Annotated in this window: 24 protein-coding genes and 2 pseudogenes; 14 read left to right on the forward strand and 12 right to left on the reverse strand. The window is 67.7% G+C overall.

All coding sequences use genetic code 11. The features are described from left to right. The first annotated feature begins 202 nt into the window (after window positions 1–202). Window positions 203–685, forward strand: coding sequence for a hypothetical protein (locus ACTMTF_RS41435; RefSeq protein ID WP_441115585.1), 483 nt, complete (start codon window positions 203–205; stop codon window positions 683–685). Window positions 686–695: 10 nt separating this feature from the next. Here the strand turns inward: ACTMTF_RS41435 and ACTMTF_RS41440 are convergent, their stop codons facing one another. Further along, on the reverse strand, window positions 696–1,448 hold the full coding sequence (locus ACTMTF_RS41440) for a tyrosine-type recombinase/integrase (protein WP_441115586.1): 753 nt from the start codon (window positions 1,446–1,448) through the stop codon (window positions 696–698). A gap of 275 nt (window positions 1,449–1,723) precedes the next feature. Between ACTMTF_RS41440 and ACTMTF_RS41445 the strand changes: the two genes are divergently transcribed. From ACTMTF_RS41445 to ACTMTF_RS41470, 6 genes are all read left to right on the forward strand, one after another. Further along, window positions 1,724–2,479 carry an ANTAR domain-containing protein gene (locus ACTMTF_RS41445; RefSeq protein ID WP_441115587.1) on the forward strand — a complete coding sequence of 252 codons (756 nt, stop codon included), beginning with the start codon at window positions 1,724–1,726 and terminating at the stop codon, window positions 2,477–2,479. Window positions 2,480–2,561: 82 nt separating this feature from the next. Continuing rightward, complete coding sequence (locus ACTMTF_RS41450) at window positions 2,562–3,311, forward strand: GAF and ANTAR domain-containing protein (RefSeq protein WP_441115588.1); 750 nt, start codon at window positions 2,562–2,564, stop codon at window positions 3,309–3,311. A 354-nt stretch (window positions 3,312–3,665) separates the two neighbouring features. Next, on the forward strand, window positions 3,666–4,094 hold the full coding sequence (locus ACTMTF_RS41455; RefSeq protein WP_441115589.1) for an STAS domain-containing protein: 429 nt from the start codon (window positions 3,666–3,668) through the stop codon (window positions 4,092–4,094). Between the two features lie 364 nt (window positions 4,095–4,458). Continuing rightward, window positions 4,459–4,827 (forward strand): STAS domain-containing protein, encoded by a 369-nt coding sequence (locus ACTMTF_RS41460; RefSeq protein WP_441115590.1) that lies wholly within the window; start codon window positions 4,459–4,461, stop codon window positions 4,825–4,827. A gap of 598 nt (window positions 4,828–5,425) precedes the next feature. Beyond that, a complete protein-coding gene (locus ACTMTF_RS41465) occupies window positions 5,426–6,289 on the forward strand; it encodes a helix-turn-helix domain-containing protein (RefSeq protein WP_441115591.1) in 864 nt (287 codons plus the stop codon). Beyond that, on the forward strand, window positions 6,286–6,537 hold the full coding sequence (locus tag ACTMTF_RS41470; protein WP_441115592.1) for an integrase core domain-containing protein: 252 nt from the start codon (window positions 6,286–6,288) through the stop codon (window positions 6,535–6,537). The genes ACTMTF_RS41465 and ACTMTF_RS41470 overlap by 4 nt, the downstream gene beginning before the upstream one ends. A 21-nt stretch (window positions 6,538–6,558) precedes the next feature. Here ACTMTF_RS41470 and ACTMTF_RS41475 read toward each other — a convergent pair whose 3' ends face one another. The 3 genes from ACTMTF_RS41475 to ACTMTF_RS41485 all read right to left on the reverse strand — a co-directional run bounded on the left by ACTMTF_RS41475 (window position 6,559) and on the right by ACTMTF_RS41485 (window position 8,953). Next, on the reverse strand, window positions 6,559–7,464 hold the full coding sequence (locus tag ACTMTF_RS41475) for an IS3 family transposase (protein WP_441115593.1): 906 nt from the start codon (window positions 7,462–7,464) through the stop codon (window positions 6,559–6,561). Window positions 7,465–7,683: 219 nt separating this feature from the next. Continuing rightward, on the reverse strand, window positions 7,684–8,619 hold the full coding sequence (locus tag ACTMTF_RS41480) for an IS30 family transposase (protein ID WP_441115594.1): 936 nt from the start codon (window positions 8,617–8,619) through the stop codon (window positions 7,684–7,686). Then, window positions 8,582–8,953 (reverse strand): transposase, encoded by a 372-nt coding sequence (locus tag ACTMTF_RS41485; protein ID WP_441115595.1) that lies wholly within the window; start codon window positions 8,951–8,953, stop codon window positions 8,582–8,584. Before ACTMTF_RS41485 ends, ACTMTF_RS41480 begins: the two co-directional genes overlap by 38 nt. A 209-nt stretch (window positions 8,954–9,162) precedes the next feature. On the opposite strand from ACTMTF_RS41485, the pseudogene ACTMTF_RS41490 reads away from it, so the two are divergent. Both ACTMTF_RS41490 and ACTMTF_RS41495 read left to right on the forward strand, forming a co-directional pair. After that, window positions 9,163–9,756, forward strand: a pseudogene (locus ACTMTF_RS41490) (DUF4158 domain-containing protein). Next, entirely contained in the window at window positions 9,681–12,191 is a 2,511-nt protein-coding gene (locus ACTMTF_RS41495) for a Tn3 family transposase (protein ID WP_441115596.1), read from the forward strand. Before ACTMTF_RS41490 ends, ACTMTF_RS41495 begins: the two are co-directional and overlap by 76 nt. On the opposite strand, the gene ACTMTF_RS41500 is transcribed toward ACTMTF_RS41495, so the two are convergent. From ACTMTF_RS41500 to ACTMTF_RS41525, 6 genes and pseudogenes are all read right to left on the reverse strand, one after another. Beyond that, the gene (locus ACTMTF_RS41500; protein ID WP_441115597.1) at window positions 12,081–12,560 is read right to left on the reverse strand and encodes a DUF3703 domain-containing protein; all 480 of its coding nucleotides are present in this window, start codon (window positions 12,558–12,560) and stop codon (window positions 12,081–12,083) included. The two genes, ACTMTF_RS41495 and ACTMTF_RS41500, sit on opposite strands and share 111 nt — an antisense overlap. Before the next feature lie 11 nt (window positions 12,561–12,571). Continuing rightward, window positions 12,572–13,303 carry a cation transporter gene (locus tag ACTMTF_RS41505; RefSeq protein ID WP_441115598.1) on the reverse strand — a complete coding sequence of 244 codons (732 nt, stop codon included), beginning with the start codon at window positions 13,301–13,303 and terminating at the stop codon, window positions 12,572–12,574. Beyond that, entirely contained in the window at window positions 13,300–13,719 is a 420-nt protein-coding gene (locus ACTMTF_RS41510; protein WP_441115599.1) for an ArsR/SmtB family transcription factor, read from the reverse strand. The genes ACTMTF_RS41505 and ACTMTF_RS41510 overlap by 4 nt, the downstream gene beginning before the upstream one ends. A gap of 56 nt (window positions 13,720–13,775) precedes the next feature. Continuing rightward, entirely contained in the window at window positions 13,776–14,729 is a 954-nt protein-coding gene (locus ACTMTF_RS41515) for a recombinase family protein (RefSeq protein ID WP_441115600.1), read from the reverse strand. A 28-nt stretch (window positions 14,730–14,757) separates the two neighbouring features. Then, window positions 14,758–14,898: pseudogene (locus tag ACTMTF_RS41520) on the reverse strand (DUF4158 domain-containing protein); the annotation flags it as partial. A 402-nt stretch (window positions 14,899–15,300) separates the two neighbouring features. After that, window positions 15,301–16,161, reverse strand: coding sequence for an SDR family oxidoreductase (locus ACTMTF_RS41525; RefSeq protein WP_441115601.1), 861 nt, complete (start codon window positions 16,159–16,161; stop codon window positions 15,301–15,303). A 137-nt stretch (window positions 16,162–16,298) separates the two neighbouring features. Here ACTMTF_RS41525 and ACTMTF_RS41530 point away from each other — a divergent pair, with 137 nt between their 5' ends. The 3 genes from ACTMTF_RS41530 (at window position 16,299) to ACTMTF_RS41540 (ending at window position 18,001) form a co-directional block, all read left to right on the forward strand. Next, a complete protein-coding gene (locus tag ACTMTF_RS41530; protein WP_441115602.1) occupies window positions 16,299–16,637 on the forward strand; it encodes a transposase in 339 nt (112 codons plus the stop codon). A 145-nt stretch (window positions 16,638–16,782) separates the two neighbouring features. Next, complete coding sequence (locus tag ACTMTF_RS41535) at window positions 16,783–17,265, forward strand: DUF1801 domain-containing protein (RefSeq protein ID WP_441115603.1); 483 nt, start codon at window positions 16,783–16,785, stop codon at window positions 17,263–17,265. A 298-nt stretch (window positions 17,266–17,563) separates the two neighbouring features. After that, window positions 17,564–18,001 carry a DoxX family protein gene (locus tag ACTMTF_RS41540; RefSeq protein ID WP_441115604.1) on the forward strand — a complete coding sequence of 146 codons (438 nt, stop codon included), beginning with the start codon at window positions 17,564–17,566 and terminating at the stop codon, window positions 17,999–18,001. A 103-nt stretch (window positions 18,002–18,104) separates the two neighbouring features. Here ACTMTF_RS41540 and ACTMTF_RS41545 read toward each other — a convergent pair whose 3' ends face one another. Together ACTMTF_RS41545 and ACTMTF_RS41550 are read right to left on the reverse strand one after the other, a co-directional pair. Next, window positions 18,105–18,317: a transposase gene (locus ACTMTF_RS41545; RefSeq protein ID WP_441115605.1), complete on the reverse strand. Its 213-nt coding sequence runs from the start codon at window positions 18,315–18,317 to the stop codon at window positions 18,105–18,107. 71 nt (window positions 18,318–18,388) lie between these two features. Next, on the reverse strand, window positions 18,389–18,754 hold the full coding sequence (locus tag ACTMTF_RS41550) for a hypothetical protein (RefSeq protein WP_441115606.1): 366 nt from the start codon (window positions 18,752–18,754) through the stop codon (window positions 18,389–18,391). Between the two features lie 80 nt (window positions 18,755–18,834). Here ACTMTF_RS41550 and ACTMTF_RS41555 point away from each other — a divergent pair, with 80 nt between their 5' ends. Further along, window positions 18,835–19,506: a hypothetical protein gene (locus ACTMTF_RS41555; protein ID WP_441115607.1), complete on the forward strand. Its 672-nt coding sequence runs from the start codon at window positions 18,835–18,837 to the stop codon at window positions 19,504–19,506. A gap of 32 nt (window positions 19,507–19,538) precedes the next feature. Continuing rightward, entirely contained in the window at window positions 19,539–19,871 is a 333-nt protein-coding gene (locus ACTMTF_RS41560; RefSeq protein ID WP_441115608.1) for an integrase core domain-containing protein, read from the forward strand. Window positions 19,872–20,143 lie beyond the last annotated feature (272 nt).

Raw genomic sequence — 20,143 nt, forward strand, 5'->3', positions numbered from 1 at the left:
ACCGACCAGCAACTCGCGCCGCACTTCTCCTACATTGTCATCGAAGGCCTCAACCCCGGCCAACACCCCGCAAACGCACCCGGCTCACCATCGCTCTCCGCCTTGCCGCCGGAGAAGACCACCGCACCCACTACAGGGTCCTGGGACCATCCACTCTCGGGAGAGATCACCGCTCTTCGCGGGGTACGTCACGAGGAGCCAGGTGAGCGACAGCGCGGCCGATTCCCTCGACCAGCCCGCTGAGACGATCGCGCCTGTGGCGCCGTATGAGCCGGTCCGCGTCGTGCCGACCCGCCCGGATGGCTGGCCCGACTGGCTGGGCCGCAGGCCGATTAGCTCAACTGATCGCGACAAGATCCTGGGCGCGCTGCGCGCCGATCAGGATGAGCAGAACGCTGTGGAGTGCCGCGACAGTCTCCAGCGCGCGCCGCTGTTCTCCTGTCTGACGATCGAGGGCTTCGGCGGTCAAGACGACCCTCGTAAGGTCATCCGGCTGCGCACCAGTATCAACGCGGCGTGCCGTGTGGCCGCGGGGGACCGGCGGACCAGCTACCACGCCATCGACGAGCGCATCACGATCGGGATCGCTGGCCCCGACGCCCGTGAACGCATCGCCGACCTGCGCCAGCGGCTCACCCGGATGAGCCGCAACCGAGGGTGGACGATCACCGGGGACCTGTGCTGATCCTGGCCGCTCAGGTGGACCGGTGGCGGGCGGCGGGATCACGGTCGGCCACGTGGTCGGCGACGGCATCGACACCGGGGCGGGCATAGCGTTCCAGGGAGCGGACGGAGGCGTGCCGGGAGCGGGCGAGCAGGGTGGGCGTGTTGGTGCCGTCTTCGGCCTCGTGGGTGTGGGCGGAGTGGCGGAGTTGATGCAGAGTCCAGCCGCCGCGCAGTTCGAGTTCGGCTGCGTCGAGGATCCCGAGATGTGCCAGCGGCCGGGTGAGGTCCTCGAACAGCTCGGCGGCGCGTCGATAGGACAACCGTCCGCGTCCGGTGACCTTACACACGTCCGTCGTCGGGGTGCGGGCAGGAGCTTTGCGATCGGTGAGAAACACCGGTCCGTGAGCTCGGCCTTTGAGGAGAGGGGGCAGGAGTTGAGCCGTGCCCGATTGCCAGTGCACCCAGTCGATCGTGCCGCCCTTGGACAGGCCCCGGCCGCGTTTGTCGGTCGGCAGGAGGTCGGCGATGTCGAGGATGAGGATCTCCTGAGCCCGCCCGCACGTCTCATACAGCATCTTCCAGAGCGTCTTCTCCCGGACGCCGGCCTTGAGGTCGAACAGGGCGGCGAGCTGTTCGCGCGACAGGGCCTTGGTTCGGTCGGGCGGGGCGGGCCGACGTTCGATACCGGCGATCGGGTTGTCGGCCAGCCAGTCGCGATTGCGCCACCAACCGATGGCGGCCTTCATGATCGACAGCTCCCGGTTGGCGGTGTCGGTGTCCACGAGGTGGGCCCGCTCGACGAAGGCGGACCTTGGCTGAGCGGGATCACCCGGGCGGTTCTGGGGCTCATGATCGGGACTCTTCGCTCTGTCGCAGTAAATGCGTACACCTCGACCTTGAACGGCGAAGGAGGCGCTTCAGGTCAGTATGACCACGCCCACTAGAGTGCCACAGTAAATCCGGTATTTACTGCGGTGCGCGGCGAAGGGTGCGATGGTGGGGTGACAGCGATTTGACGTGCGACGACGCCCTCGGGTGGTGAGGCGGTGATCGCCGGGTGGCGCTCAATGGTGAGGGCCGAGGGGCGCGGGCGGCCAAGGCGTGGGCGCTGATCATCGAATGCGCCGGCGGGAAGCCGGTCGCCGCTGAGTACGTGTGCCAGGCGGTGAGCGCCGTGGTGGGCGTGGACGGGGCGGCGTTGTCGCTGTCGACGGGGATGGACAGCCAGAGCCTGGTGCACGCGACCGATGAGGTGGCCCGGCGGGTGGCCGAGCTGCAGTTCTCTCTGGGCGAGGGCCCGGGGGTGGAGGCGTGGGCGTTCGGCGGCACGTCGCTGGCCCCCGACCTGGGCTCGGCGGAGACGGCGGCCCGCTGGCCGTGGTTCGCCCCGGCCGCGGTGCAGGCCGGGGCGCGGGCGGTGTTCGCCTTCCCGTTGCAGGCCGGCGCGATTCGGCTGGGCACTTTGGATCTGTACCGGGCCCGATCCGGGCCGCTGGCGGTGGAGCAGCTGGCTGATGCGCTCACCTTCGCCGCGGCCGCGCTCGGCGTCATGCTGCACACCGCCCACCCCCGGGCGGGCCCCGCGCAGGAGGTGCAGCCCTTCGGCGCGATGCAGGAAAGCCGGGCGGAGGTCTACCAGGCCACCGGGATGATCGCGGTGCAGCTGAACGTGAGCCTGGCGGAGGCGTTTGTGCGGTTGCGCGCCCACGCTTTCACCCAGGGGGTAGGGGTGGCCGAGATCGCCCGCCTGGTCGTCAGCCGCAACCTGCGCTTCGACCCCGACGGCCTGACCGCCTCCGAGGCCGGCGACTGAACCGAGCACATGTGAACCGAACACCGTGCGCGAAAGCCCTGCGAACACGCAGAGCCTGAATGTTGAGAAGGGAAGTGAAACCATGGCGCGTGAACAGCTTCTGGCACGGGTGTTCGTCGAGCTGGCCGACACCCTGGTGGCCGACTTCGACGTGATCGAGTTCCTGCACCTGCTCACCGAACGGTGCGTGCAAGTGCTGGGAGTGGACGCGGCCGGGCTCCTGCTCACCGATCAGGCCGACCACCTGCAGCTGGTGGCCGCCTCCAGCGAGCAGTCCCGGATCCTGGAGCTGTTCCAGTTGCAGGCCGACCAGGGCCCCTGCCTGGACTGCTACGCCACCGGAACTCAGGTCGCCGTCGCCGACCTGGCCGCCGAAGCCGCGCGGTGGCCCGAATTCGCCGCGGCCGCCCATGAGCGGGGATTCGCCGCCGTGCACGCGATGCCGATGCGGCTACGCGAGCAGGTCATCGGCGCCCTCAACCTGTTCAGCGCCACCCCCGGCGGCTTGGACGCCGACAGCGCGGCCCTGGGCCAGGCCTTCGCCGACGTGGCCACGATCGGGCTGCTCGGCGAGCGGGCTGCTCGGGAGCAGACGCTGCTGTCACAGCAACTGCAGATCGCGTTGAACACCCGCGTCCTGATCGAGCAGGCCAAGGGCATGCTGGCCGAGCGGGGCGGCGAGTCGATGGATAGGGCGTTCACCACGATGCGCGCCTATGCCCGCGCCAACAACCGCAAACTCACTGATGTTGCCCACGCCGTTATCAACGGCGACGTCCTGCTATCCGAACTTACCCGCGTCCGTAAGGCGTCCCACCGGGCACCGGGCTGAGCGTCTCCAGATGCCCACCGACCGTGACCTACGGCTGTGGGCAGCTGCGGCGAACGGGCCGGTGGGTGGCGGGGAACGGTCGCCGACCGTAACGTGGTGGAGATCATCTGATGCAGGGCGCCCCTGGTACGAGGCGGGATCGAGGTCTAGACTGTCGAGTGGGTAGCAAACCATTGCAACCCAGATTCGCACCATCTGAAGTTTGCGAACATCGCGATCTTCCGGGAGCCGTCCAGACCCCGCGGCGTCAGGCCGATGTGGCCGTAAGACCTTGAGCACAAGCGGACGCTTGGCGAAAAGGCCTTGGGGTCTGACCCCGCACCTTCATGTGATGCCCCGCAAGGAGTGGGCACCATGACCGAGTTAACTGTGACGACGACCCGCCATCGTGATCACTGGGTGCTGGCGCTCAGCGGCGAACTGGACACCCTGTCCTGTCCCCGGCTGCAGCGCGAACTGGACACGCTGCTGGCCTACCGCTACCAGAACGTCATCGTCGACATCAACGACCTGCGATTCTGCGACGCGGCCGGCCTGCGCCTTTTTCTGTCGGGCACCAGGCGCTTCTTTGAGGCCGGTGGCTGGCTACGCCTGTGCGGGGTGTGTCCCTGCCTGCTACGTCTGGCCGATGTGCTGGCCTGCCGCACTCATCTGACCTTCAGCCCTGCCTGCGCCGAAACGCCGGCGGCCCTGTGCGACATGGACGACTTGGAGGAGGGCCTTCCCGCCTCAACCCGTCCTGTCCACAGCGCTGCGCTTGGGTTGAGGCCCTTACCCGGCTGACAGCAGTTGGTCCCGGGTCAGAGGGACGGCTCGGCGCAGGCACCGTCATCGTGCGCGCTGCACGCGGTGAGTTGAAAAGGGCGTTTCACCGGCCGTTGTCCGCTGCGGTCGTGGGGCCCCACCGCGAGTTGTGGCGGATGCGATGCGCGCCGACCACACCGAGCGTATACTGCGCTACGTGTACAACCAATCGCCTAATGTAACGATTGGTTGTGGTGCGCCACGTTGATCGTGGTGGACCAGTGCCGCCCAGACCTCGCGACACACGCATCGACGTGGAGCCGACGAGGGCGCGCAGGGCCGAGTGAGGGTCCTGGAGGGGCGCCCCCGCCCGGCCCCGCCTGGCGCCTGGTCTGGAGCGGGGATGGACGCATTGGTGCTCTCCACCGCACGGCTGCACGGATTCGTGGTCGTGACGGCGGCAGGGGAGATGGACCTGATCGGCAAGCCGCTGCTGTACGGGTGCGTCCAGGCCGCGTTGCGTGCCCATCACGATGGGCTGCTGGTCATCGACCTGTCGGCAGTGTCGTTCATGGACGCCCAAGGGCTGTCCGCCCTGGTGATGAGCAGACGGTACGCCATCCAACACCAACGGGGGCTGGCTCTGGCCGGGGCCTCAACCGCCGTGCGGCGGCTTCTGCAGATCACCGCGCTGAGCGGTAGCTTCCCCTTGATGGCCTGGCCGAAGGCGCAGAACTCGGATGATGCAGGGGTGCCGGGCATGGTGAGGTGAGGGGCAGCGGCATGCCGCACGTGGACGCGAGACATGTGGAGCGCCCGGTGCGGTGAGAGTCGCACGCCTGTTCCGCTCGGAAACACGGTTTCGTGCTGTGAGCTGGTGTTTTGGTGCGTGATAAGGGCGGTGGCTGCGACCATCTCGGGGTGTTGTCATCGCTGGCTTACCGGTTGGTGAGGGGTTTGTTCGGCCTGCTAACCGTGCTGATCCGCGCTGGTCTGTCTAAGGACGTTGAGCTGCTGGTGCTCCGTCACGAGAACCAGGTACTCCGCCGCCAGCTCGACGGCCGGCCGCGGTGGGATCACGCCGACCGGCTCTGGCTGGCGGCGTTGTCCCGGCTGATCCAGCGCGGCCGGTGGGCGGAGGTGTTCCCGGTCCCCCCGGCGACGATCTTGCGCTGGCACCGCACCCTCGTGAGGCGTAAATGGACCTTCACCGACAGACGGCGCCCGGGACGCCCTTGCACTCGCCGGCCGGTCAAGGCACTGATCGTTCGGATGGCCCGGGAGAACCCGGCCTGGGGGCACCGGAGAATCCAAGGCGAGTTGGCGCGTGTCCCGCTCGGAAATACGGTTTCGGGCTGTGAGCTGGGATTTTGCTGCATGATCAGAGCGGCGGCTGCGACCATCATGAAGTGTTGTTGTCGCTTGTCTACCGGTTAGTGAGGGGCTTGTTCGGCCTGCTGACGGTACTGGTCCGCGCTGGTCTGTCTAAGGACGTTGAGCTGCTGGTGCTCCGTCACGAGAACCAGGTACTCCGCCGCCAGCTCGACGGCCGGCCGCGGTGGGATCACGCCGACCGGCTCTGGCTCACGGCGTTGTCGCGGCTGATCCACCGTCGCCAGTGGGCGGAGGTGTTCCCGATCACCCCAGCAACGATCCTGCGCTGGCACCGCAACTTGGTGGCGCGTAAGTGGACCTTCACCGACAGGCGGCGCCCAGGACGGCCTCGCACCCACCGGCCGGTTAAGGCACTGATTATTCGGATGGCGCGGGAGAACCCGGCATGGGGACATCGGAGAATCCAAGGCGAGTTGGCCCGTCTGGGCTACAACATCGCGGCCTCCACGGTGTGGGAGATTCTGCACGCCGCCGGTGTCGATCCGGCGCCCCGCCGGGCCGGGCCGACCTGGCGGCAGTTCCTGGCCGCTCAAGTTCACGCGATCATCGCGTGTGACTTCCTGGTGGTCGAGACCGTGCTTCTCAAGCGGCTGTATGTGCTGGTCTTCATTGAGCACGACACCAGGAGACTGCACCTGGCCGGAGTGACCGCGCGCCCGACCGGTGCATGGACGGTGCAGCAGGCTCGCAACCTGGTCATGGATCTGGGGGAACGCATCGCCGGGCTGCCGGTTCATGATCCACGATCGAGACCCGCTTTTCACCTCCGCATTTCGGGAGGGTCTTCACAGCTGACGGGCTACGGGACATCACAACGCTGCCGCGGATGCCGAGAATGAACGCCATCTGCGAGCGCGTCATCCGCACCCTGCGTCGCGAACTACTGGACCGGATCCTGATCGTTGATGAACGCCACCTGGCACTCGCGCTCAAGGAGTATCTGATCCACTACAACAGGCACCGGCCGCACCAATCGCGGCACCAGCGTCCTCCGAACGTCGCAACGCAGCCCACCAGGCCCGTGACCGACCTCAACGACCTACGATCGATCCACCGAAGAGCCGTCGCTGGAGTTGCCCCGGTTTGACAGACACATCAGGGCTTGCTACTACGCGGCAGCATAGTCGAGGTCTTGGGCGTTCTTGAGCGCGTGGCGGCGTTCGTATTCGGCCGGGCTGAGCTGGCCGTTGGCGGAGTGGCGGCGGCGTGGGTTGTAGAAGCCCTCGATGTAGCTGAACAGGGCTCGTTGGGCTTCTGACCTGGTGCGGAAGGTGCGCCGGTCGATCAGCTCGCACTCCAGCGAGGCGAAGAAACTCTCGGTGATGGCATTATCGAAGCACGTCCCGGTACGGCCTGTCGACGGGCGGACGCCGGCCCGTTCACAGCGCTGACCAAAGGCGATCGAGGTGTATTGACCCCCCTTGTCGCTGTGGTGAATCACCCCGGCCTCGGGGCGACGCTGGTGCAGCGCCATCGCCAGCGCGTCGGTCACCAGTTCGGTGCGCATGTGCTCGGCCATCGCCCAGCCGACAATCCGGCGGGAGAACACATCCAGCACCACCGCCAGATAGACGAGGCCCTGCCAGGTCGGCACGTACGTGATGTCGGCTGTCCAGATCCGGTTCGGCTCCTCGGCGGAGAAGTTGCGCCGGACCAGGTCGGATGCAGATCTGGCGCGCGGATCGGCGATGGTGGTGCGGGCGCCCTTGCGCCTGCTCACCCCGGCCAGCCCGGCAGCGCGCATCAGCCGGGCCACCCGCTTGCGGCCCACCCGGACCCCATCCAGCTCGCGCAGGTCGGCATGGATACGCGGCGCCCCATAGATCTCATCGGAGGCCTGGTGATGCCGACGGATCTGCTCGGTCAGCTCGGCGTCGCGGCGGGCTCGCACCGACGGGCCGCGCCGCTGCCGGGCCGCCCAGGCGTAGTATCCCTGGCGCGACACACCCAGCACCCGGGCCAGCAGGGAGACCTCGTGGTGGTCTTTCTCCGGATGAATCAGCTGGTACTTCATCTCGGCAGATCCGTCTCCCGCGCGAAGAAAGCCGCCTTAGATTCAAAGAGTCAAGGCAACACATTGGGCCGGGGTTCGGTAGCCGAGGCACTTGCGGGGGCGGTTGTTCAGTCGGGCGGCCAGTGCGTCGAGGTCGGCTTGGCTGTACAGGCTCAGATCGATGCCTTTCGGTAGGTATTGCCGGATCAGTTTGTTCGTGTTCTCGTTCGTGCCCCGCTGTCACGGGCTGCGGGGTGCCGCGAAGTAGACGTCGATGCCGGTCGCGGCGGTCAGCAGCTGGTGGCCGGCGAGTTCCATGCCGCGGTCCCAGGTCAGAGTGCTGCGTAGGCGGGCATCCATCCGTGAGAATGCCTGCTGCAGGGCGGGGATGACCGTCGTGGTGTGACGGCTGGGGAGCGCGACCATGGTCAGGTAGCGGGACTTGCGGTCGACCAGCGTCGCGACCTGGCTGTTCTTGGCTCCAACGATGAGATCGCCTTCGAGGTGGCCGAGCTCGGTTCGGGCGTTGGCTGCGTCAGGCCGTTCCTCGATCGGCCGTGCCCCGGTGATCTGGGAACGCCACTGGCCCTTGACCGTGTTCTTCTTGTTTTTGCGGATGGGACGGCGCGTGCGCAGTTTGGTGCACAGCTCACGCGGGATCAGCTTCCAGCGGGTCGTGTATATCGCGCGGTAGATGCTTTCATGGCTGATCCGCATGAGCGGGTTGCCGGCGTGTATCAGCCGCAGATGTCCCACGATCTGCTCCGGGGACCACTCGTTGTCGAGCAGTTCGATCACCAGCTGGCGCAGCACCGGATTGTCCTGCAGGGCGGACGGTTTCGGGCGACGTGCCTGCTCTTGAGCGCGTTGCTCGGCGGCGACCGCACGGTACTTCACCCGGCCGCCGTTGCGGGCAACCTCCCGGCTCATCGTGGATGCCGGGCGGCCGATCGACACGGCGATCGAACGTAATGAGGCTCCAGCCTCGAGGCCGCGAGAGATCGCTTCCCGCTCCTCGGCGCTCAAACGGTCGGCCCGGCGCACCCGCTCGGCCGGCGCGATGCCGCCATGGTGCTTCAGCACCGTGAAAACCGACCCCGGAGGCTTGCCCAGTGCCCGGGAGATCACGCTGATGGAGTCACCGGCGCGCCACCGCCGCCACAAATCTTCTTTCATCGCGTCCGACATTCCCGGCCGACCCATCCGAGCCACGATCCACCCATCCACTTGCAGTGTTGCGTTGATCGTCTGAATCTAAGGCGGCCTTACGCAAGATCTCCTTCTCCTCGCGGAGAATCTTGTTCTCGCGGCGCAGCCGGGCCAGCTCGTCCTTCTCGGCGCTGGTCAGCCCGTCTTGGCGGCGGCCGTCATCCAGATCGGCCTGGCGCACCCAGGTACGGATCGACTGCGCGGAGGGCTGGAACTCCTTGGCCAGCTCCTCCGGTGTCCGTCCCGCACGCACCAGCTCCACCATCTGCCGGCGAAACTCCGGCGGATAGTTGTTCGGCACAGCAGACTCCTTCTTCCGGGAACCAGGGTTCCCCAGAGATCAGGTGTCCACCAAACCGGGTCAACTCCACACATGCCGCTTGAACTGCCCGGACGAGGTTTTCGGCAGGCGCAGGATCGGACCGGATTTTGGCGCTAGAGAGACGATCTTGACGACGATTCGGTGACGGCGGCTGTTTGCCCTGGTCGAGCGCCCTAGCGTGCCTGCTCATGCCTGTGGATTTCCTCTCAGATGAGCAAGTAGCCCGCTATCGCCGGTTCCGGCCTGAGGTGTCGGTGGCCGAGCTCGAACAGTTCTTCCGGCTGGACGCCAAAGCCCTGGAGGCGCTGGCCGGTAAGCGTCGCCCGGCACCGAAGCTGGGCTGGGCGGTGCAGTGGGGCACCGTGCGGATGCTTGGCACCTTCCTGGCCGAGAACCCCATCGACGTGCCGGGGGAGGTGCTGGAGTTTGTCGCCGAGTAGCTCGGCGTCGACCCGGGGTGCGCGCCGGAGTACCTGAGTCGGCCGAAGACCGCCTACGAGCACGCCTGGGAGATCCGGGATCTGCTGGAGCTGTCGGAGTTCTCCAAACGCGAGCAGGAGGTCCGCGACTACCTGGCCGCCCGGGTGTGGTCGACGATCGAGGGGCCGCGGGCGTTGTTCGACCCCGCCGTGGTGCACATGCTGCGCGAGGGCATTCTGCTGCCTGCGGGGATCACCACGCTGACCCGGCTGATCAGTTCAGTGAGGTGCGCCGGGCCGAGCACGCGCGGTTGTATCGCACGCTGGCCGAGCGCGCCGGCCCGGAGCTGCGGGCCAGGTTGACGGAGCTGCTGCGGGTGCCTGCCGAGCGGCGGGTGTCGGAGCTGGAGCGGTTGCGTACCGCGCCGACGCGGGCCTCGGGCCGGGTGATGGTGGCGGAACTGCGTCGGGTGGCCGAGGTCGGCGGGCTGGGCGCCGGGGCGGTGCGGGTGGAGCCGGTGCCGGTGGTGAAGCTGTCGGCGCTGGCCCGGTATGGGCTGGTCTCCAAGGCGCCGACGCTGCGGGATCTGGAAGGCGATCGGCAGGCGGCCACGTTGTTGGCCACCGTGCGTCATCTGGAGACCTCGTCGGTCGATGATGCCCTGGATGTGCTGGATCTGCTGATCACCTCGAATCTGCTGGCGCGGGCGGAGCGGGCGGGCAAGGCCGAGCAGCTGCGTACGTTCCCGAAGCTGCGCAAGGCGGCGCGCACGATGGCCTCGGCGGTGGAGGTGTTGATGTCGGCGCCGGAGGCGACCGAGGATCGGCTGGTGTCGCTGGTGGAGGTGTGGAAGGCGATCGAGGAGGTGGTGCCGCGCGAGAAGCTGGCCTCGGCGGTGGAGACGATCGCGGCGTTCGTGCCCACCACCGACGATGACGCGGCCGCGCAGTGGCGGGCGGAGTTGGTCAAGCGCTATCGCACCGTGCAGGGCTTCATCGAGCTGCTGCTGGAGGTGATCCGGTTTCGGGCGGTCGAGGCCGGTACGGCGGTGCTGGCGATGGTGCGCACGGCCGCGGCGATGGCCAAGAGCCGCCGCCGCTACACGCCGGGCGACATCGCCGCGCACGAGGAGCTGATCACCGGGTCGTGGCGGCCGCTCATCTACCGCAACCCTGATGTTCCAGAAGGGCAGATCGACAAGGCGGCGGTCATGCACCTGCACCACGCGCTGCGCCGGCGCGATGTGTTCGCCGAAGGGTCCGAGCGGTGGAGCGATCCGCGGGCCCGGCTGTTGGACGGGCCGGCGTGGCAGCAGGCGCGGCCGCGCATCCTCACCTCGCTGGAGCTGGAGGTCGAACCTGCTGGGCATCTGGCCGAGCTCGCCGGCGCGCTGGAGGGCGCGTATACCCGGGTGCTGGACGGGCTCGGCGCCAATACCGCGGTGCAGTTCGTCGGCGGACGGCTGCAGCTGGAGAAGCTCGGCGCGGCTGAGGAGCCGCCGCTGATGAAGGAGCTGCGCGCGCTGCTGGATGACATGCTGCCCCGGCTGGACTTCCCCGAGCTGTTGCTGGAGGTCTTCGACCGCACCGGCCTGCCGGCCGACTTCACCCACATCTCCGGCGCCGACCCGTCGATGGAGGACTTCGGCGTCAGCCTGGCCGCGCTGATCGTGGCCGAGGCGTGCAACGTGGGCCTGGTGCCGATCGAGAAGCCGAATGTGCCCGCGCTGACGAGGGCCCGGCTGCTGCAGGTGGATCAGGGCTATCTGCGCGACGAGACGATCGCGGCAGCCAATGCCCGCCTCATCGCCGCGCAGGCCGAGCTGGATATCGTCCGGTGCTGGGGCGGCGGGCACATCGCCTCGGCCGACGGGCTGCGCTTCGTCGTGCCGGTGCAGAACCTGCACACCGGCCACAACCCGATCTACTTCGGCCGTCAGCGCGGCGCGACCTGGCTGAATGTGGTCAACGACCAGGTGATGGGCATCGGCGGGCTGGTGGTGCCCGGCACGTTGCGGGACTCGCTGTTCATCCTGGACGCCATCCACAACCTCGACGGCGGGCCGAAGCCGGAGACGGTGGTCACCGATACCGCCAGCTACTCCGACATCGTCTCGGGCCTGTTTTCGATCTGCGGCTACCAGTTCTCCCCGCGCATCGCCGACCTGGCCGACACCCGGCTGTGGCGCACCAATACCCGCGCCGTTTACGGGCCGCTGGAGCATATGTCCCGCCACACCGTCCGGCTGGACAAGATTCGCGCGCACTGGGGTGACATGCTGCGGGTGGCCGGCTCGCTGACGATGGGCACGGTGCGCGCCTACGACCTGATCCGGATGCTGTCGGCCGATGGCCGGACCACCGGCCTGGGCGAGGCGTTCGCGCACTACGGCCGCATCTCCAAGACGCTGCATCTGCTGCAGTTCATCGCCGACGAAGGCTATCGGCGGATGATCGGCACCCAGCTGAACGTGCAGGAGGCCCGCCACCGTCTGGCCCGGAAGATCGCCTTCGGCAACCGGGGCCAGCTGCGCCAGCGCTACCGCGAGGGCCTGGAGGATCAACTGGGCAGTCTGGGTTTGGCGTTGAACGTGGTCATCTGGTGGAACAGTCTCTACCTCGATGCTGCGGTCAAGCAGCTGCGCGAGCAGGGCTTTCCCGTCACCGATGAGATGTGCGCGCGGCTGTCACCGATCCAGTACGACCACATCAACTTCCTGGGCCGCTACGCCTTCTCCCGCGCTGATGTGGCTGAGGGCTTGCGTCCCTTCCACGACGGCACTCACGAGAGCGGCTGAACCCCGGTTCAGCCATCTGGTCAGGCGGCCCGCAGCAGGGCGGCCAGATCGGCGGGTAGGGGCATGGGCCGGGTGAGCGACGCGGGCGCGGCCGGTGTTGCCCTCGGGGTAGCGGCCCAGCGCCGACCCGGGCGCCGCGACGATGATCCGCACCACCTGGCCGAACGCTTCGCGGCGGTCGCGCTGGCGTACCGCGAGGGCGAACATGGCGATGTGATTGGCGGTGTGTGGCCAGGGCCAGGGCTGGGAGATGATGTGCGCGCGCTCCAGGTGCCGCCAGCGCGCCTGCGGCTCGGTGGCGGTGCGGGCGGTGCGCATCTCGTCGCGGTAGGCGGCCCGCACCGGAGCGGGCATCGAACGGCCGATCATCGCTCGTCCTCCTACGTGTTGGTCTGCACTGATGAGCAGCAACCGTCCGAGCAGCCGTCAGCCGCGGAGGCGGTCCCGGTCACGATGCCACCGGAAAGGGAGGCGGCAGGGACGGCACAACAGGCGTCCCCGCGCCAGGCTTTGCGGCCTTCCTTGACCGCGACGGCGGCGATGACCAAGGCGGCGATCGGGTCGGCCCAGGACCAGCCGAACAGGCTGTTGAGCGCCAGGCCCACCAGTAGTACCGCCGACAGGTAGGTGCACAGCAGGGTTTGCTTGGAGTCGGCCACCGCGCTGGCGGAGCCGAGCTCGCGGCCGGTGCGGCGCTGGGCGGCTGACAGGAACGGCATGATGACCAGCGAGAGGGCGGCCAGGATCAGGCCGGGGGTGGAGTGCTCGGCCTCACCGGAGCCGAGCAGGGCGCGGACGGCATCGAAGGTGACATAGGCGGCCAGGGCGAAGAAGGAGATCGCGATGACGCGCAGCGCGGTCTTCTCCCGCGCCTCGTGATCGGCGGCGGAGAACTGCCAGGCCACCGCGGCGGCAGAGGCGACCTCGACGATCGAGTCGAGGCCGAAGCCGATCAGCGCCGCCGAGGAGGCGATGCTGCCGGCGGTGATGGCCACGGCCGCCTCGATCACGTTGTAGGTGATGGTGGCGGCCACCAGCAGCCGGATCCGGCGCTGCAGCAGCGTGCGCCGCACTGGGGAGGGGCCGAGCCCGGGCAGGTTGAGCGCGGTCATGCCAGTGCCTCTCCGGCCGCGAGTGCCACGCCGCCATCGCTGTCATCGCGGTTGTGGCTGGTGCCGGGGGTGGGGCAGAGCGTGACGGCGTGGCCGGTGGCGGCCAGCAGCTGTTCGGCCGAGGCGAGAAGGTCCATCAGTTCGGGCCGGGTCAGGGAGTAGAACGACTGCCGGCCTTCGGCGCGGTAGTCGACCAGATCGCAGTCGCGCAGGCAGGCCAGGTGCTTGGACACCGTGGACTGAGCCAGGCCGAGCTCGGCGGTCAAGTCGACCACGCGGGCCTCACCACGGGCCAGCCGGGCCACGATGCGCAGCCGGGTCTCATCGGCCAGGGAGTGGAAGAGCGCGGCCGCCGGGGGGATGCCGGCGGCGATGTCGGCGCTGACGCAGAGGCCAGCATCACTATCAATCGCCATATGACGATGATAGTCCGATATAGGCATGTCATGGCAAGAGTGCGGCGATATCGGACCTAAGTGATCTCCTGGCATCTGGTGACATTGTGCCCCCGGTCGGCTTCGTTCTTGAGGACCGAGCCGGCGCTAGGCCGCTGCTGCCCCGAAGGCCTTTGCAGTCTGCGGTCAGCCTTCGCCGTCCTCGCCCAGCACGCGATAGACGCTGGCCAGGGGGGGTTACGGCCCTTGTTCTTACCAGTGCGAATGACCAGCTCGCGAGCGATCTCCGGCACCGGCACCCCGCGCCCGCGCAGGCTGCGCGCGTAGGCGATCATGTCGTCGTCGAACACCTTGGGGCGGCCGCCGTGACGGCCGCGCTCCCGCGCTGAAGCCTGACCTTCGAGGGACTTCTCCCGGATGTACTCCCGCTCAGATTCGGCCATGCCGGCGAAGAACGCGAACAACGCCGCCCCGTGCCCGCTCGGGTCGTAGAGCCCCTGCAACGGGCCGGTCAGCAGCTCCAGCTGGATATCGGCCCGGCGCAGCTCTTCGGCGATGGCCAGCAACTCGGCCGCGCCGCGCCGGCCCCTGAGCAGCAACCAATCGGTCAGTGGCGGTAGCGGGCTGACGCCAGCGGACCTACCGCCATCCGGCGGTCCGATATGGGTAGCCGCTCTATGCGAAGACGCGGTCGACGACGGCGGCTTGCTCGGCGGTGCCTGCGCGGAAATATCGGGCCGAGGTGTCAAGGGAGGCGTGACCGAGAAGAGCTTGGACCTGGGCGACGTCGGCGCCGCCTTCGCGTAGGTGTGACGCAGCCGATGCGGTCGAAGCCCAGGCAGACCAGCGGCCCGGCCGATGGACAGGATGACCTGGACGATTCCGGAGATGGTGAGTTGACCGCGTTGCCCGGTCCACAGCGGGCCGGGGTGGCGTCCGCGGATGTCGAGCCAGGTGGAGATGCGGACGCGGGCAATCGGTGGGAGCGGGACGGTGCGGACTTGATCGCCCCACCCATCGAAAGGGGACAAGTTGAAGGCTGAAGCCGAGCTTCATGTGGTCGCCTCGACGACGCTCGACCAGCTCCCGGTCCTCGTCATCGAGGAAGAACACCCGCTCCAGGTCCGCGCGCGACGGCACTTCCCCATATTGGCCGTACGCGGACGCTTCGTCATCGGTAAGGAACTCCACCATCGGCATACGCCGCAAAGTAGGGCCGGCTCGCCCATAACTAACCGAAAGTAGTCGAACCGTTACTTAACCCGCCGCCGTGCTCCAGCTCCCTGTAGGATCCGCAGATTCGTGTCGGAGGGCAGCGTCTGGACCTGCTGTTGGTGGGCAGTCCGCATGATCTGTCGGCCGCGCTTGTCCGCGTGGACGTGTCGGATCCCCTTGCCATGTCGGCCCGCCGGGACCTTGATGGCGATTGCAGTCGCTGCCCCCGACCATGACCGACAGGGCGACCGGGTCGCGCATGGCCATGCGTTTCTCCGGTCAGGCGGTGACCGGCTTGCGCGGCGGTGGAGATCGGCGGGTGCCGTGGCTGGACCACCGGAAGCGATCACGCAAGGCGTCCCGGTCCGGCCCGAGCCGGGCCGGCCGCTAGGAGTCCTGGGTGAGGTCGGCGCGGTGGTCGGTGGCCCACTGGGCGAGGGTGCGGCCGCGCTTGCCGAGGACGCGTTCGACGTCGGGCAGGACCGTGGGCGGCTCCTCGGCGTACTCGGCCTGGTAGCCGAGCAGGTATTCGGCGATGTCGTAGGGCATCCCGGCGGTGATGTAGGAGGCGCGTGCCTGGCCGTAAGTGAGCGCTTCGAAGCGCAGGCTTCTGCCCAGTCCCTCGCCGATCGCGGCGGCCTGCTCGCGGTGGCTGAGCGCCTGCGGGCCGCTCAGCGAGTAGGCCCTCCCGGCGTGCCCGTCCTGGACGAGGGCGGCGGCGACGACCTCGGCGATGTCGGCCTCATGGATGGGTACGCCGAGCGCGTCGGGGAAGGCGCTGCGCACCACGCCTTCGGTGCGGACGGACTCACCCCACATGTCCAGCTTGTTGATGGCGAACTCCCCCGGCCGGACGTGGGTCCATTGCAGGCCGGAGGCTTCAATGGCCTGTTCGACCTGGTGCAGCATCTCGTAGCTGCCCGGCCGCCGGATGGTGACGGCCCCGCTGGTGAGGGTGACGATGCGGGTCAGTCCCGATTTGGCGGCCTGTCCGGCGAAGGCGCCGGCCTGCTCGGCGGCGCGGCCGGGGTCGGGGTCGAGCAGGCCGGCCATGTAGTAGGCGCGGTCCACGCCGTCGAGCGCGGCGGGCGCGCCACTAATGTCGCCGGCCACCAATTCCACGCTATCGGGCAGGGCGGCGGTGGCCGGGTTCCTCGTCAGGGCGCGCACGTGCTGTCCGGCGCGCAGCAGGCGGTCGACCACGATGCGCCCGATCGTGCCGGTCGCGCCGGTCACCAGGATGGTCATGGAAGTTCTCCGTTCGTCGATGGCGGACGGCCGCAGGCCGTCGATCGAGGGCCGACATTAGCTCCGCGAGTCCCTCCCGCGCACATCGGCTCACGTCTCATTTGGCAGTTCAGCGGGCATGGACGAGGATCGCTGCCATGCAGGCACTCGCCCGTCGGCTGGTACCCGACGAGATGTGGGAGGTGGCCGTTACGCTGATGCCGGCCCCGCGTCGGCGACGTCAGGGGGGTGGCAGGGCCGCCGCCGATGCGCGTACGGTGCTGACCGCGGTCGTCTATGTGCTCACCAGTGGCTGCGCCTGGCAGCACCTGCCGGCCTCCTTCGATGTCAGCGTGCCTACCGCGCACCGCTGGTTCGTCCGCTGGACCAGGGCGAACCTGTGGCAGAGCCTGTGCGAGGCCACGACGGACGATCCCGGGCTGGCCGACTGGACCAGGGCGATCCGTGACTGTGCGTCATTTCGTGTTTACGACTGAAAAATCACCAAAAGAGACCTGGGATCAGCAGCCGCGTGCGGCGCCGCGGGGCGTGGGACCGGTCAGGAATCGAGAAGCCCTGACCTGTGCCGTGCGGATAGCGTGAGGACATCCCCTCCCGGCGACTGACAAGGAGCAACGCGTCATGAGCGGCACATCGAAGGCCGGCAGCGAGAAGGCGCGACACGATTCCTCGGCGGAGAGATTCTCCGAGCAGGAGCGCGCCGCGATGAAGGCACGCGCCACCGAGCTGAGGGCGGCGGCACGCGGCGGCCGAGGCGCGAAGAAGGCGGCCGCTGATGAGGCGGCGGTGCTGTCGGCGATCGCCGCGATGGCAGAGCCGGACCGTGCGCTGGCCGAGCGCGTACACGCCGTCGTCACCGCCGCCGCCCCCGAGCTGGCGCCGAGGCTGTGGTACGGCCAGCCCGCCTACGCCAAGGCCGGGAAGGTGGTGTGCTTCTTCCGCAGCGGGCAGGCGGACAAGGAACGCTACTCCTCGTTGGGGTTCAGCGTGGAGGCGAATCTCGACGAGGACGATGGCATGTGGCCGACCGCTTACGCCCTGACAGAGTTGACCGAGGCCGGCGAGGCGGCGATCAGGAGGCTCGTTCAGAAGGCCGTGCGCTGACGCGAACGCGACACCGCACCGGCCGGTTCGCAGGGCCCTGGAGCTCTCCGGTGACAACGGCTTGCCCAGCTCGGGACGGGTGGTCACCCGGGTCATCGCGGAACAGACCCGGGTGACGCTCGCGCGGCAGTCGGTCGGCCGAGGTCGGATCGATCAGGAATCGAGAAGCGCGGACCAGCCAACTCGCCATGGCGTGATGAGCGCGCCACATCAAGACGAACAACGCCTGACCGAGCGCAAGCGACAGTGAAGTTTCTCGTGCGCCCAGAGCAGGAGAAACCTCAGTGCAGGTATAGCCATGGAGCGCAAGTCGACAAGGAGTCATTGCGATATGACAAGAAGGCAAAGGATCATCTACTGGATTTCCACCATTGGGCTCGCATCGGGATTGGTCGGTTCCGGGGTTCAACAATTGTTGAGAGCGGAAGGCGAGGGCGCGTTGGCGCCACCCTATGCTTGGGGCATTGTGGAACTAGGCTACCCCGTCTATATTCTAACGATACTGGGCCTGTGGAAACTCTTGGGGGCGGTGACGATTCTTCTCCCCAGGTATCCGCTACTCAAGGAATGGGCGTATGCGGGCCTCTTCTTCCTGCTCACCGGAGGGATGTTCTCGCATATCGCCTCAGGCGACTCTTGGTATCAACTGCTTCCGGCGCTCTTTCTTCTGGTTCTCACGATAGTGTCATGGTATTTCAGGCCGGCAGACAGAAAGCTACCGACGCGAAAGACCTGAGCCTGGCTCCACCTCGGGAATTTCTCGAAAGAGCCGTGAGATAGGGCCAGGTGTCCCGCCAGGAGCTCGCGCGCATCGCTACAGAGGTTGAAAGTTCGGGGTTTCATGTCGACCGCGGGTTCGTAATCAGGCCGGTGGGTGCCAGGAAGGCGTCCAGAAGGCTGGCCCGGTACTGCATCTGCTTGAGTCGGCTGCGGATGACTACGGCGAGGTCGTCGAGCGTGCAGGGGGCCAGATTGCCCAGGCCGCGTTTGAGGTGCGACCACACCATCTCCACGGGGTTGAGATCAGGCGCGTAGGTCGGCAGGTGGAACACCGTCAGTCACGGGCGCGTGTCGATCAGGGCGCGCATCCGGGCGTCGACGTGAATGTTGACGTTGTCCCAGATCAGCACGATCGGCCCGCCGAGCTGCTGATGAGCGGGTCCAGCAGACGGGCGTAGTCGGTCTCGCTGAAGCCTTTGCGTTCGTTCTTGCGACGCCGGTAGATCCTCATGCGGTAGATCAGCCGGGTCCGCTGCCCCGGCTTGAGGCAGATCAGTCCGGCCAGGTTGACCCGGCCGGAGCCCTTGCCCGAGACGGTGACGGCCGGGGTGTGTCCACGGCGGGACCAGGTGCGGGCCTTGGGAGGCCTCAGCGATTGTCCTGCTTCGTCGGCGAAGCAGATCCACGCGTCCTGGTCCCGCGCCGTTGTTCCGCCAGCGGCCAGGTGTCCTTCACCCAGGTGGCGATCTGCGGGCGCCGATAATGTCATCCGGCCAGGTCATGGTCCTGGCGGGGATCGCCTAACGCGCGTGATGCCCAGCCGCTCGGAGTGCGGCGTGATGATCGTCTGTGCTCTTTCGTCTGGCCTATCTCGCCGTCACGAACACCTTCGCCGCGCTGCGGCTGCTGCCGATGGGCGATCGGGACAAGGACGTCGAGATCCTCGCCCTGCGCCACCAGATCACTGTTCTCGAACGGCAGCTCGGCGCCGACGCCAGGGTGAGATTCACTCCCGAGGACCGGGCCTTCCTCGCCGCCCTGCTGACGTCAATGCCCCGCGAGATCCTGCGCCGGCTGCGCCTCCTCGTCCGCCCGGACACCGTCTTGCGCTGGCACCGCGATCTGATGAGACGCGGTCATGCCCGTACCTGCCGGCCGAAGCGGCCGGGGCGCCCGCCCACGGTCCGCTCCATCCGCACGCTCATCCTGCGCCTGGTCCGGGAGAACCCGTCCTGGGGATATCGGCGGGTGCACGGTGAGCTGGTCATGCTCGGCATCAAGGTCGCGCCCTCCACCGTGTGGGAGATCCTCAAGCAGGAAGGCATAGACCCGTCCCCTGAACGAGCGTCGGTCACGTGGACGGACTTCCTGCGATCCCAAGCCGACGCGCTGCTGGCCTGCGACTTCATCGAGACCGTCACCCTCACGGGGCAACGCCAGTACATCCTGGCCGTCATCGAGCGCGCCAGCCGGCGCGTCCATGTGCTGGGCACCACCGCCGCTGCCGGGCACGTTTCCTGATCCGCGACCGGGACGGGAAGTTCCCCGCTCTCATGGACGAGATCTTGGCCGACGCCGGTATCCGGACCGTGATCACCGGGATCCGGATACCGCGGATGAACGCGGTCATGGAGCGGTGGGTGCAGTCGTGTCGCCGCGAACTGCTCGACCGCTGCCTGGTATGGAATGAGCGCCACCTGCGTCACGCCCTGCGTGAGTACGAGCGGTTCTACAACCGGCACCGCGCCCACCAAGCCCTGGATCAAGCGGCCCCGCTACGCACCGTCCCGGAGCCGACCACGGATCCGACGCGAATCGCCGAGCTGAGCGTACGCAGACGGGACCGGCTCGGCGGGGTCCTCCATGAGTACTCACATGCCGCTTGAACTGCATGGATGTAGTTTTCGGCAGGCGCAGAGCCGACTTGGACATAGCTTGAGCGCGCATCAGGCCGCCGTTGACCGGCAACGCTGCGCAGACCTTCTTGCTTGATCTTCCGATGGTCATCTCTTGGGTCTGAGCTGACGGTGACAGCCTAAACGATCTACCGCGCTACGCGATCCGTACACGAGAGCAACCACCGAGCAACCAACCATGATCAATAACGCGATCCAAGGTCGACGAGAACCGAGAAACCTCAGGTAGAACGCGGTATTGG

The organism is Nonomuraea sp. ZG12 (assembly GCF_052068115.1).
Classification (GTDB): Bacteria; Actinomycetota; Actinomycetes; order Streptosporangiales; family Streptosporangiaceae; genus Nonomuraea.